The sequence below is a fragment of the Alteromonas sp. ABH2_165 genome, from assembly GCF_056159945.1.
This window is the reverse complement of record NZ_JBSWWF010000004.1, coordinates 254,552-267,567: the sequence shown is the minus strand read 5'-3', so window position 1 is coordinate 267,567 and position 13,016 is coordinate 254,552. Positions and strand designations below refer to the sequence as shown.

At 48.2% G+C, this 13,016-nt stretch carries 9 protein-coding genes; 6 read left to right on the top strand and 3 right to left on the bottom strand.

All coding sequences use genetic code 11. The features are described 5' to 3' along the window. Window positions 1-6: 6 nt before the first annotated feature. On the bottom strand, window positions 7-2,472 hold the full coding sequence (gene thrA, locus ACXAFQ_RS10115) for a bifunctional aspartate kinase/homoserine dehydrogenase I (protein ID WP_474821048.1): 2,466 nt from the start codon (window positions 2,470-2,472) through the stop codon (window positions 7-9). Window positions 2,473-3,044: 572 nt separating this feature from the next. Here thrA and ACXAFQ_RS10110 point away from each other — a divergent pair. Next, window positions 3,045-4,778, top strand: coding sequence for an alpha-amylase family glycosyl hydrolase (locus tag ACXAFQ_RS10110; protein WP_474821045.1), 1,734 nt, complete (start codon window positions 3,045-3,047; stop codon window positions 4,776-4,778). Window positions 4,779-4,797: 19 nt separating this feature from the next. On the opposite strand, the gene ACXAFQ_RS10105 is transcribed toward ACXAFQ_RS10110, so the two are convergent. Continuing rightward, window positions 4,798-5,823, bottom strand: a complete 1,026-nt coding sequence (locus ACXAFQ_RS10105) for a Gfo/Idh/MocA family protein (RefSeq protein WP_474821042.1) — start codon at window positions 5,821-5,823, stop codon at window positions 4,798-4,800. 428 nt (window positions 5,824-6,251) lie between these two features. Between ACXAFQ_RS10105 and betI the strand changes: the two genes are divergently transcribed. The 5 genes from betI to ACXAFQ_RS10080 are packed head-to-tail and all read left to right on the top strand — an operon-like array spanning window position 6,252 to window position 11,967. After that, a complete protein-coding gene (gene betI, locus ACXAFQ_RS10100; RefSeq protein WP_474821038.1) occupies window positions 6,252-6,833 on the top strand; it encodes a transcriptional regulator BetI in 582 nt (193 codons plus the stop codon). Window positions 6,834-6,847: 14 nt separating this feature from the next. After that, window positions 6,848-8,311, top strand: a complete 1,464-nt coding sequence (gene betB / locus ACXAFQ_RS10095; protein WP_474821033.1) for a betaine-aldehyde dehydrogenase — start codon at window positions 6,848-6,850, stop codon at window positions 8,309-8,311. Window positions 8,312-8,324: 13 nt separating this feature from the next. Further along, on the top strand, window positions 8,325-9,986 hold the full coding sequence (gene betA, locus ACXAFQ_RS10090) for a choline dehydrogenase (RefSeq protein ID WP_474821029.1): 1,662 nt from the start codon (window positions 8,325-8,327) through the stop codon (window positions 9,984-9,986). A gap of 49 nt (window positions 9,987-10,035) precedes the next feature. Continuing rightward, entirely contained in the window at window positions 10,036-11,253 is a 1,218-nt protein-coding gene (locus tag ACXAFQ_RS10085; protein ID WP_474821026.1) for a BCCT family transporter, read from the top strand. Next, window positions 11,254-11,967 carry a TorF family putative porin gene (locus ACXAFQ_RS10080; protein WP_474821022.1) on the top strand — a complete coding sequence of 238 codons (714 nt, stop codon included), beginning with the start codon at window positions 11,254-11,256 and terminating at the stop codon, window positions 11,965-11,967. Between the two features lie 77 nt (window positions 11,968-12,044). Here the strand turns inward: ACXAFQ_RS10080 and ACXAFQ_RS10075 are convergent, their stop codons facing one another. Continuing rightward, window positions 12,045-12,911 (bottom strand): hypothetical protein, encoded by an 867-nt coding sequence (locus ACXAFQ_RS10075; protein ID WP_474821018.1) that lies wholly within the window; start codon window positions 12,909-12,911, stop codon window positions 12,045-12,047. Window positions 12,912-13,016 lie beyond the last annotated feature (105 nt).

Here is a 13,016-nt window from a genome sequence, read left to right as displayed (position 1 = left end):
CTTTAATTACAGCGCCATTTGTTTCCACGGCATGGTACGCAGGATATCTGCAAATACCCCCGCCGCTGTTACCGTACCACCGGCACCATAACCACGAATTACATAAGGAATTGGCTGATAATAATCACTGCTAATTGCCAGCGCGTTCTCGCCGTCTTTCACTGCCGCCAATGGATGAGACAATGGTACCGCCTGAATGGTTACTCGGCACTTGTCACCATTGATGCTACCGATATAGCGCAGCACGCTATTATCTGCTTTGGCGGCATCAACACGCTTTCCGAACTCCGCATCCAATTCTGGTAACTGCTGCATGAACTCATCAATAGAGGCGCCCTCAGCAAAACCCGCAGGCAGTACAGATTCAATTTCGATATCTGACAACTCAAGCGCAAGACCAGCTTCACGAGCCATAATAAGCAGTTTACGGGCAACGTCCATACCACTTAAGTCGTCACGTGGGTCTGGCTCAGTGTAACCATTCGATTTCGCTGCCGTGGTGGCTTCAGACAGGCTCATGCCTTCTTCCAGCTTTCCGAATACATACGACAAGCTACCAGACAAAATACCTTCAAACTGGTGCAGTACGTCACCGGCTGCAAACAGTTTTTGCAGGTTATCGATAACCGGCAAACCGGCACCTACCGTTGTTTCATACAGGTACTGACGGTTGGTGTTCTGTGCCGTGCGACGCAGCTTTTTATAGTAAGCCATGGTGTCGGTGTTGGCTTTCTTGTTTGGTGTCACCACGTGGAAGCCCTGCTCCATCATGTCGACATACTGTGTTGCCACTGCTTCATGACTGGTACAGTCAACAATCACTGGGTTTACCAGGCTGTTATCGTTAGCAAACTGGTGCAGACGGTCTACGCTCAGCGTTTCGGATGACTCAGCCAGCAGTGATTTCCAGTCGCTAGCCACATCAATGCCGTTGCTGTCGAGCAGCAATTTACGGCTGTTAGCAATACCGTACACGCGCAGTTGAATGTTACGTTTAAGCAACGCGGGTTGCTGACGGGCGATCTGACCCAGTAACTCTGTACCCACATTACCGCAGCCAACCAGGAATACGTCGATGGTGTGACGATCTGAGAAGAAATTCTGGTGGATCACGCGAACGGCTTTTTTCGCCTTTTTCGCTTCAATCACGGTGGAAATAGAACGTTCAGACGAGCCCTGCGCGATAGCAACGTTATTTACCCGAGCCTGCGACAACGCAGCGAAGAAGCGGGCCGCCAAACCTTTGGTGTGGCGCATACCGTCGCCCACGAGCGTAACAATGGCCAGGTCGTGACGGACTTCAATTTGATCAAGCAGCTGGTTTTGTAGCTCAAGAGTAAAGGCATCTTCCAGCAGGTGCTGGGCACGTACGGCATCTTTTTCCTGGATACAGAAGCTAATGCTGTACTCAGAGCTGGACTGCGTGATGAGACTAATGGAAATATTCGCATTGCTCATTACTTCAAATACGCGACTCGCCATGCCAACCATGCCCTTCAAGCCAGGGCCAGCTACATTAAACATGGTCACATTATCAAGCTGGGAAATACCTTTTACGGAGGTCCAGATTTCACTTTTTTCATTGCTGATGAGCGTACCCGGTGCCGCTGGGTTTAAAGTATTTTTGATAAGACAAGGAATGTGGTGCTGAGCGATGGGGCCAATGGTCTTAGGATGCAGTACTTTCGCGCCGAAGTAAGACAGTTCCATGGCTTCCTGGTACGTTAATTTATCAAGCAGTACCGCGCCTTCAACCTGATTCGGATCGGCGTTATATACGCCGTCTACGTCAGTCCAGATTTCGCAGCACGATGCATCGATACACGCTGCCAAAATCGCTGCAGAATAGTCAGAACCGTTACGGCCCAGCGTTACTTTTTCGCGATCGTCATTGGCTGCAACAAATCCAGGCATTACCAGGAACACGCTACCGTCGCTAACCACTTCACTAAAGCGGGCCTTACTTAATGCCACATCGGCGATGCTGTCGAGGTACTCGCCATTTGCCAGTACGTAATCAACCGGGTCGATAAGCTGATTGGCTACACCTTTGCTTTCAAGAATACCGCCAAACATAGACACACTGATGTATTCGCCAAGGCTGAGAATTTCTGCCGCCACTGAATCTGGCGCAGTACCCAGTAAACGAATACCTTCGAGCTGCTGTTTTAAGATGCCTAAACGGCTGGCAATAAAAGTAGAAACCTTTTCAAAAGGGAAATCAGTAAGGGTTTCATCGAGTTCTTTAGCGATACCGTTTACCAATTCATCTAGCTTGGTGAACAACGGGTTGAAATCTTCGCCGGCAGCGGCTTGATCACAAAGCAGCGACAGCGCGTTAGTGACGCCCTTCGGGGCAGAGAGCACTACGGCTGCGCCCTCGGTTTGGTGGGCGGTCATACAAATCTCGGTAACGCGAAGATAACGTGTTGCGTCGGCCAGAGAAGATCCACCAAACTTTAAGACTTTCATGTAATGCTCCTTTCGGTTTTATTTTGCTACATCAACGCTTAATTGCGTAAAAAAAAACCCGCTCCTTGTTGGGGGGCGGGCTTTCGATGTCTGTTTGCTTATGCGCACTAGCCAGCGACCGCCCTCAACGAGGTGGTAATAATCATCATGCCGGTGGTGCTAATAATTGTTTTCATAGCGACAATTTGCCGTATAGACGTCTAACTGTCAACCGCGATTTTGCTTTTTCTGGGTAAAACACCGCCAAATCAGAAAATTTAGTCCTAATAAGCGCGCAAAACTGACATGCCATATTGCAATATGGCAAAACAATCATCCTAAGCTCCCCTCACTCACCGGGAAGTTTTTGCTTTGCGTGCCGGTAAATTTTGCCCGTAACAATATTCCCATCAGCTTCCTCCCAATCGACACATTCACAGCTACTCTAAAAAAGTAAAACAAAATCAGTTGGTTTCACGCCGTAATTAAAAGCCTATCAATAAAACACAAACGCCATTTTGCGGCATCTTCTTTGCTCTGCGAGTGATAGTAGTTAATCACTTCCTTTATTACCTTCTTTTCGGAGCCTATCGATGTCTTCATTTAACGGATTACTCGGCGTTTCACCCGTAGCGAAAGGCTACCAGTTTGCGGTTTGGGCCCCCAACGCAAAAGCGGTGGCAGTAACAGGTACTTTTAATGGCTGGAACGATAACGGAACGGCACTGAACGCAACCAACGGTGGCGTGTGGTATGGCTGTATCGATAATGCAGAAAACGGCCAGGAATATAAGTTCATCATTACAACGCGACAGGATGAGCGGCTGGTAAAGAATGACCCACGGGCGCGCAAGTTAACGAATAGTGTGGGCAATAGCGTTATCTACGACGATGACTTTCCTTGGGAGCATTCCCCGTTTAAAGCCCCTCCCATCCATGAACGGGTAATTTACGAAATGCACATCGGCACCTTTAATAAACCGATGGACGGCCACGGCACTTTCGCAACGGCTATTGAAAAGTTACCCGAACTAAAAAAGCTGGGCATCAATATTATTGAGCTGATGCCGGTTAATGAGTTTGCCGGCGACATTAGCTGGGGATACAACCCGGCTTATCCTTACGCTGTAGAAGAAGCCTATGGCGGCCCGGATGGTTTGAAAGAATTTATTGATGCCGCCCATGGGCTGGGCATGGGTGTCGTACTCGATGTTGTGTATAACCACCTTGGCCCCAGTGATCTGGATATTTGGCAGTTTGATGGCTGGCAGGAAAATGATAAAGGCGGCATTTATTTTTACAACGACTACCGTAGCGCCACCCCCTGGGGCGACACACGCCCCGACTACGGCCGTCAGGAAGTGCGTGACTATCTCACCGACAACGCTTTAATGTGGGTGGATGAGTTTCATGCCGATGGCCTGCGTATGGACATGGTGCCCTATATGCGCAGCGTGTCTGGTGCCGATAATGGCGAGGATGATATTCCGGAAGCCTACGATTTGATCCGAACCATAAACCAACAAGTCCACCAGGCGCATCCAGATAAGATGACCATCGCTGAAGACTTACACTCCCACGAATACATCACCAACCCGGTTGAAGAAGGGGGTTGCGGTTACACTTCTCAATGGGCCGCTGGCTTTGTTCATCCTATCCGTGATGCACTGACAAAAACGGAAGACAGTCATGTCGATTTAAATACGGTCGCCTCTTCGGTGACAAATGTGATCAGCAACAACCCGTTCGCCCGGGTGGTTTACACCGAATCCCACGATGAAGTGGCAAACGGACAGTCGCGGCTGGTTGAAGAAGTTGCGCCCGGCAATGTAGACGATAATTACTTCGCTCGTCAAAAAGGTATTCTGGCTGGCGTACTGGTACTGACGTCCGTCGGCGTGCCCATGTTGTTCCAGGGGCAGGATTTCAAAGAATCCGGCTGGTTCGACGATAACCACGATATTGAATGGGACCGCAAAGAGCGCTTTAAAGAGTTTGCTGAAGCCTTCGCTGCACTGGTGGCACTGCGCACCAATAGTGACGGTAAAAGCGCCGCCCTGACCGGCGGTTCCGCGGAAGTCATTCACAAAGATGACGGGCAGAAAGTGCTGGGGTATAAGCGTACGAACGGACTTGATGACAAGTCAATTTATGTGTTTATTAACCTTTCCGGGGCTGATGTCGATGAATACCGGCTCAACGGCTTACCTTCAGATGCCAAATGTTTGTTCAGCTGGCAGGACGGGATCACCACTGACTCGTTTTCAGTTAACGACAACCTTATTCACATGACGCCTTACTCGGCTTTTATATTTTCCGGCCACTAAGGTGGTACAGGTAGTGAAGTTATAACTTCACTGCCTGATTCGTTCCGGCGCTTTCATAAGCGGCTTCCATTACCTCAATGGCAGCAATAGCATCTGCTGGTGTAACCGGTGGTTTATCACCATTTTTTACTGCCAGGGCAAACTGAGAATAGTAGTCGTGGTAATTCCCCTGCTCGCAGCGAATGTGGGTTTTACCTTCAGCAGTAGCTAAAACCGGCCAACGCGATTTCTCTTCTATGCCCCACTTTTCGGGATTATCTTTCGGCCGGTCTCCGGCAAAAATTGCTGCCGCCTGAACGTCGGTAGAATTAGAGTAATAACTGCCGGACTCTCCATAAACAATAAACTCTTTGGCTACCTGATAATTCAGTTTAGACGCTGAGACATGGGAAGTAATCCCGCTCGTGTGTTTGAGTGTAAGACAGTAACTTACGTTGGTAAGCCCCTCCGGATACATCTGATTATCAAGACTGGCATAAACAGATTCTACCGGGCCAAGTAAATGCAATATCTGATCGATTTGATGAGAACCAAGATCACGCAACAGCCCGCCCTCAGGGCCTTTCTCCAGAGTCCCCTGATCATCCAGATCAAAGCGGGTATGAAGCCGGGATAGTTCGCCTAAAACACCGCTATCCAGCGTTTTTTTCAGAGTGAGCACATCTGTATCAAACCGTCTGTTATGAAAAACGCCCAGTACGACGCCTTTTTCCTGCGCCTTTTCCTCTAGAATCCTGGCGTGCTTTACATCAGGCGCAAATGGCTTGTCCGCTATTACATGCAGCCCCGCATCGAGCGCTTCGAGTACCAGCGACTGACGCGTAGCTGGCGGTGTGGTAATTGTTACTGCATCCACTGAACCAGAGGCAATCATGTCCGTAAGGCTGCTATAAACAGGCAATTCAGGAAAATCCGCCTTAACTTTAGCAATAGTTTCCGGTGCTCTGGCCACTACTGCAGCCAGCGTTACCCCTTTCGCTGCTTCGATAAACGGTGCATGAAAATGTTGTCCGCCAGTACCGTAGCCTACTAATCCTATGCGCATAAATTCCTTAAAGCGTGGCCAGTAAATTGAGCATTAACAATACAGTAACGAAAAATGCATTTCAATTTAAAATAAAATGAAAAATAAATTTAGCAACTGGTCTTTTTCAACTCCTGTCGACTATTAATATTCCTCTGCCTGGACGACACATTTGAAACTGATTCACTAAAAAAAATAGCCTAACCCCATCATCAATCAGTACAAAAAACAACCAACGTCAGCAACTAAAGATATAAATTCAAATTATTTAAGACACGATTTAAAACAGTCACAATTAAAAAAATACCATTAAACTTCAATTATTTGAAATCAGAATAATCCAAGAGATTTGCTGCAGCACCCTGAGATCAGCAACAAAAAGACACTTGATAGATTCAACTCAAATCATTAAGCTTTATTTTAATTGAACGGTCAATCAACAAAAAATTATGCCTAAAGTCGGAATGAAACCCATACGAAAGCAGCAGCTTATTGAAGCCACGTTGGCTTCAATTGATGAGTTTGGTCTGTACCACACAACCATTACTACTATCAGTAAAAAAGCGGGCTTATCGTCTGGGATCATTAATCACTATTTTGGTGGTAAGCAGCAGTTAATCGAAGCCACTGTGCGTCATTTACTGGACAAGCTAAATCATGTTCTGGTCGAAAAAACGGCTGGGCAAACCTTGTCTCCGGTTGAGCGCCTTAATCTGATTGTTGAAAGTAACTTCAGTGTGTTTCAACGCTCAGAGCCTGCTACTAAAGCCTGGTTAAGTTTTTGGGAACAGTCGCTGCACGTGCCTGAACTGGCGCGACTACAGCACATCAACAACCAACGTTTGTTGAGCAACTTACGGTTCTCCTTCCGACAGCTCATGCCAAAAGATGAGGCTATCGAAGCGGCTCAGGCAACCGCTGCAATGATTGACGGCTTTTGGCTGCGCAGTGCCTTGAGTCAGGAATCGAATCCTGACTTTGAGGCAAGTGAGCGCCTTTGTAAGCAATTTATTGCAAAACTAATTTCTTAATTTCGGAGCATTTAATGTCGTTACCCCGCTACCAGAATTTCGTACATGGTAAATACCTGGCTAATAGCACAGGTGAAACCTTTGATGTCATTAACCCCGCCACCGGTGAAGTGGCCTATCAAATGGAAAAAGCTTGTGATGATGTCAGACAAGCGGCAATGGAAAGCGCCCAGGAAGGCTTTGCTGTTTGGAAAAAAATGTCAGGAATGGAGCGCAGCCGCATTTTGTTGAAAGCGGTTGCCTTGTTGCGTGAACGCAATGACGAGCTGGCAAAAATTGAAGTTCTGGATACCGGTAAAGCCTGGCAGGAAGCGTCGGTAGTTGATGTGGTAACCGGTGCAGATAGCATCGAGTTCTTTGCTGGCCTTGCACCTTCCATCGAAGGTAATCAACAAGATTTAGGCGGCGACTTCTACTACACCCGTCAGGAACCCCTTGGGATTTGTGCCGGTATCGGTGCCTGGAACTATCCCCTTCAAATTGCCTGCTGGAAATCTGCACCAGCATTAGCCTGCGGAAATGCGATGATTTTTAAACCTTCTGAAGAAACTCCGCTGGGCGCACTCAAGCTGGCAGAGATCTTCATTGAAGCGGGTGTACCCGCAGGTGTGTTCAACGTAGTTCAGGGCGACGGTGAAGTGGGAGCCTGGCTAACCGCGCACCCTGAAATTGCCAAAGTATCGTTCACTGGCGAAGTGGGTACAGGTAAAAAAGTCATGGCGAGCTCTGCTTCTTCACTGAAAGACGTCACCATGGAGTTGGGCGGCAAATCGCCACTCATCATTTTTGATGATGTGGATGTAGACAATGCGGTTTCTGCCGCCATGCTCGCGAACTTTTACACCCAAGGCGAAGTGTGTACCAACGGTACCCGGGTTTTCGTTCATAAGCGTGTTTATGCCGAGTTCATGGAAAAACTCAAGCAACGCACTGAACAGAACATCGTTGCCGGCGATCCGATGGACCCTGCGACGAATCTGGGAGCATTGATCTCTGAGAAGCACCGTAACCTGGTGATGGATTATATCCAGAGAGGTAAAGATGAAGGCGCGACGCTGGTAACCGGTGGTCACGCACTTAAACCGGCATCTGCGCCAAACGGTTATTTTGTTGCACCAACCATTTTCACTGACTGCACCGACGATATGACCATCGTGAAGGAAGAGATTTTCGGTCCGGTGATGTCGGTATTAACCTTCGACGACGAAGACGAAGTAATCGCCCGGGCGAATGACACACACCTTGGTCTCGCAGCAGGTGTTTTCACCAAAGACATTACCCGTGCACACCGCGTTATTCATCAGATGGAAGCCGGTATTTGCTGGATTAACAGCTACGGTGCATCACCCGCTGAAATGCCGGTTGGCGGCTATAAGCAGTCGGGTATCGGTCGCGAAAATGGTTTGAAAACCCTGTATCACTACACCCAGACCAAAGCGGTTTACATCGGCATGTCTGATGTAGAAAGCCCGTTTTAATCTAGGAGGTCTGATGCAGAAGTTTGATTATATTATTGTCGGTGCCGGTTCAGCAGGTTGCGTATTAGCCAACCGTCTTACTGAAAGCGGCGACCACAACGTATTGCTCATTGAGAATGGGGGGAGTGATAAAAGCATCTTTATTCAGATGCCTACTGCCCTGTCTATTCCAATGAACACGACAAAGTACGCCTGGCAGTTTGAAACCGAGCCAGAGCCTCATTTGGACAATCGCAAAATGCACTGCCCCCGTGGTCGTGTGCTCGGCGGCTCTTCGTCGATTAATGGCATGGTGTATGTGCGTGGTCATGCCAAAGATTTCGATGAATGGGAACGACACGGTGCCACCGACTGGAGCTATGCGCACTGTTTGCCATATTTCAAAAAAGCGGAAAGTTGGGCGTTTGGTGGCGACGAGTATCGTGGCGGCAAAGGCCCCTTAGCCACTAATAACGGCAATAACATGGAGAATCCGCTTTATTCTGCTTTTATCGAAGCGGGCGTTGAAGCGGGATATTTCCAAACCAAAGATTATAACGGCGCTTTGCAGGAAGGCTTCGGCCCCATGCATATGACGGTAAAAGACGGCGTACGCTGGTCGGCATCGAATGCGTATCTTCGTCCTGCCATGGGACGCAGTAATCTTACTGTTATTACTCATGCCCTGGTTGAGAAAGTCCTTATCGACGATAAAGTCGCAAAAGGGGTTCGGTTAACCCGTAAGGGCAACACGGAAGAGTACTTTGCTAATGAAGTGATTTTATCGGCGGGTTCAGTAGGCTCCCCTCACCTGCTGCAACTATCGGGTGTGGGCGACGCTAACACCCTTAAGGCGGCAGGCATTGAGGTTAAACATGCGCTTCCGGGCGTGGGCCAGAACCTGCAGGATCACCTAGAGTTTTACTTCCAGTTCCGCTGCAACAAGCCCATTACGCTGAACGGCAAGCTGGACTGGTGGAGCAAGTTAAAAATTGGTGTTCGCTGGATCCTCACAAAGAAGGGGCTGGGTGCAACCAATCACTTTGAATCCTGCGGCTTTATTCGCTCTAAAGCCGGCGTTGAATGGCCTGATTTGCAGTATCACTTCCTGCCTGCAGCCATGCGTTACGACGGTAAGAGTGCAGTGAAAGGACATGGTTTCCAGGTTCACATTGGCCATAACAAGCCAAAAAGTCGCGGCCATATTAAGGTGACATCGGCCGATCCAACCGTGCCACCAGAGATCCTGTTCAACTACTTAGCTGAAGAGGAAGACCGCGAAGGCTTCCGTGATTGCGTAAAACTAACACGGGAAATCATTGGCCAGGATGCGTTATCTGCGTATCGCGGTGAAGAGATCCAACCGGGTAAACACGTACAAACCGACGAAGAAATTGATGCCTTTGTGCGTCAGAACGTTGAAAGTGCTTATCACCCTTCGTGCTCATGCAAAATGGGCACAGACGATATGGCCGTAGTGGATCCGCAAACGCGGGTACACGGCGTGAAAGGCTTGCGGGTAGTGGATTCCTCCATCTTCCCCACCATTCCCAACGGCAACCTCAATTCGCCGACAATTATGGTTGCAGAGCGAGCCGCAGATTTAATTCTGGGCAAATCTGCATTACCACCGGCGACCGATACACCCGTTCTGATGGAACAGGACTGGCAGACTAAGCAGCGAGCTAACTCGTAAGGGTTACTCGCCAGTTTACGCTCGAACAGCATTTAACTTGGGAGAAATTATGACCACCTGGTTATCCGCCGGGCTGATATTCACGTACGCGTCTATCGCCTTTATCCTGTTGAAATGGGGCCGCATCCGCTGTGTCGGTGTTACCCCAGTTCGCACATTAACGTTTATCGCTATTTTGTTTACCTCTGGGCTCGATGTGGGCCTGATCATGTTCCCGCTGACTGAATTTGCCGGTTACGCCGATACGGCTGTGAGCCCGGAATACAGTTTTGCCAACCCGTTAGCCATTGAGTTCGGGTTCTGGGGTTTCCTGATTTGGAGTTTCTACTTCCTTACCTGTTTCTATTTTTGCGTGATTGAACCGCGGGTGAAGTTTTTCGAAATTTCCTGGGTAAAGTTCATAAATAATGTAGTGATCATTGGTACCTGTGCCTTCACTGCTTATTTATTACTGGCAAATTTGCCCTGGTATTTGCCTTCACTGGAAGACACCAGCGTGGGAACGGGTATTTTTTATCTTATTGTTCTGGCTGTAATTAGCGGGGCGGTATATTCCAGTACCAGCTTGAAATACGTTCGTATTTTAAGTTTGTCGACCACCTGGTTATTCATCGGCCTTATCGCGCTGATGTGGGCAGGCGCCTTCTTAGGTGACAACGGCTCTGTAGGTGCGTTTATTAATACCACTGCCATGATGGGTGACTACTTTGGCAACATCGAACAGTTTCTGTTGCCGCTGAACGATTATCACGAATTTTACCTGTTTTGGTGGTTTGCCTGGAGCATCATGATTGGTCAGTTTACCTCCCGTTTCGTGGGTGGTTTACGTACCTATCAGGTTCTGGCGGCAATGTTGATATTTCCGTCAATCCCCATCGCGACATGGTTCTCCGTACTATACTTCTATCACGATAACGGGTTGAACACTGGCGGCTTATATAACCTGGCCATGGCATTTGTGGGCATCACATTTGTGTTGAATTCATTGGATTCACTGGTGCGTCTGTACACCGACAACCTGAATATCACTGTGGCCCGTTTTGGCAAAGCCAAATACATCATCGGCAACGTGGTGGTATTGAGTTTACTTACCATGCTGTTCCAGCTGGATTTCCTGAAAATCCAGTGGGTGGGCGCGTTAGTGATTGGCTTGTTCTTCATTTGTGCCGGTTACATGGCTGTCACTAAAGCAAGAAAAGTCAGCAATATCGAAGCTTCACCAAAAGAAAACAAAATTGATTTCACTAAAATAGAGACTCTTAATTAAATGAAAAAAGCAGTATTAATTAAATCACTATTACCGTTGGCAGCGACCAGTCTATTGGTAGCCGCTGATGCCCAGGCCGATTGGTCTGGCACCGTTTCGCTAAATTCAGACTACACCTTCAATGGTGTGAGCCAAACACAGAACAACCCAGCTCTGCAGGGCAGCATAGACTACAGCGCCGACAATGGCTGGTATGCGGGCACCTGGGCTTCTAACATTGACTATGCCGGTGACGAAACCAAACTGGAGTGGGACGGCTACACAGGTTATTACCAGGCGCTGACTGACAGCCTGAGTCTGGATACCGGTATTGCTTATTACACTTACCACGGCGCCGACTACAGCAGCGACTACAATTATCCGGAAGTCTACGCCAGCTTTAATCACGGCAATAAACTGGGTAACACAGAGCTCAACTTCTGGTATAGCTGGGATTATTTCGGATTGGGTGGTGGACACTCAATTATTATGCTGGCCCATTCTTTTGAAGTGGCACCAGGTCACACCATTCGCATTAGTGGAGACCGCTCAAACAGCCATGATGAACAAGCATGGAGCTGGGACGGCGATAACGACTATTATCACTGGCGACTGGCTTACCTGACTTCTTATCAGGGGTTTGATTTTTCCTTGGCGGCAGAAGATACCACCATGGATCTCGACAGAGCAGATGCCCGCATTGTGGCGTCAGTGAGCAGAACTTTCAGTTTCTGAGCATTTATCTGAATATTGGCGGTGCGTGCACCGCCATCTGTTAACTTGTTATTCGAGCTAAACAAACTTCCTTAAGATCACTTCCCGACTGCATACACCTTTTCACGATTGTACCGCATCACAAATGGCATCAGAGTCAGGGGTAGCTGATATCCCGTTTCCTTAAACCACCTGTCATCATAATTAATCTGCTGATGAGCACTGGCGTTGAGGCGCATAGGATTGCCAAATAAAACATGGTGTTCTGAGTGATGTATATCACGTTCTTGATCAGCGGGTTCTAAGCCGCATTTTTCGAAGGTGCGGGCCAGCGTATTTCGCACATCAAAGCAAAACGCTTCATACCCGATTTGCTGATAGGAAAGGCCAGATCGAATCAGATTTGCTTCCCGCTTTCTATTTCGAGTATACCAGCGAACCATCTGGTACCAGTAATGCCCTTTTGCTTTTTTAAATCCTTTACGGTTCTCAAGGCGAGCGAGTCGGGTTTGCGAAACAGCAAATGAGCGCACATCCCTGAGCAGAAAAATCACCTGTGGATCGGCATTTTTAAGTTCGCTCAGCAAAGAAATATGATCTTCCCCCTTCGAGGTATCAACGATTCCCAAGTCTGCAAACTGCTCGCGGAAGGTATCAAGAACAATTTGATATCCTGCACGAATATCGGCTTTATCCGGCTTACCAGTATGTTTCTGTTGTTGCTTCACCCGGCTAAGTGCAACACGCCAGAAGCTGCATTCAGAAGCATGCGCTCCACAGCTGCAACGTTGTGCGGGATCGTCCAGCCAGAAATCAGGCTGTTCACGCAGTACCTGATAGATTTCTCCTAAAGAAACCAGTTGCCAGTGACAGGCCAGCGCCATTGAAAGCACAGTTGAACCCGAATGAGACTGACTGGTGATCGAGATGATTTTTTGCGTGGAGGGGGTCGATATTTGATTCATAAATGCTTTTCTACGAAATAAAAGTACGTCGAGTCAGCATTTATTCTGCAACGGGAATGCGTTACAGAGTTAAGCTTTACTGAAAATTTACGTCAAAAATTCTTA

Bases quoted from the DNA above. Each gene is read 5' to 3' on its own strand.
- thrA (WP_474821048.1), bottom strand. From the start codon at position 2,472: ATGAAAGTCTTAAAGTTTGGTGGATCTTCTCTGGCCGACGCAACACGT.
- ACXAFQ_RS10110 (WP_474821045.1), top strand. From the start codon at position 3,045: ATGTCTTCATTTAACGGATTACTCGGCGTTTCACCCGTAGCGAAAGGC.
- ACXAFQ_RS10105 (WP_474821042.1), bottom strand. From the start codon at position 5,823: ATGCGCATAGGATTAGTAGGCTACGGTACTGGCGGACAACATTTTCAT.
- betI (WP_474821038.1), top strand. From the start codon at position 6,252: ATGCCTAAAGTCGGAATGAAACCCATACGAAAGCAGCAGCTTATTGAA.
- betB (WP_474821033.1), top strand. From the start codon at position 6,848: ATGTCGTTACCCCGCTACCAGAATTTCGTACATGGTAAATACCTGGCT.
- betA (WP_474821029.1), top strand. From the start codon at position 8,325: ATGCAGAAGTTTGATTATATTATTGTCGGTGCCGGTTCAGCAGGTTGC.
- ACXAFQ_RS10085 (WP_474821026.1), top strand. From the start codon at position 10,036: ATGACCACCTGGTTATCCGCCGGGCTGATATTCACGTACGCGTCTATC.
- ACXAFQ_RS10080 (WP_474821022.1), top strand. From the start codon at position 11,254: ATGAAAAAAGCAGTATTAATTAAATCACTATTACCGTTGGCAGCGACC.
- ACXAFQ_RS10075 (WP_474821018.1), bottom strand. From the start codon at position 12,911: ATGAATCAAATATCGACCCCCTCCACGCAAAAAATCATCTCGATCACC.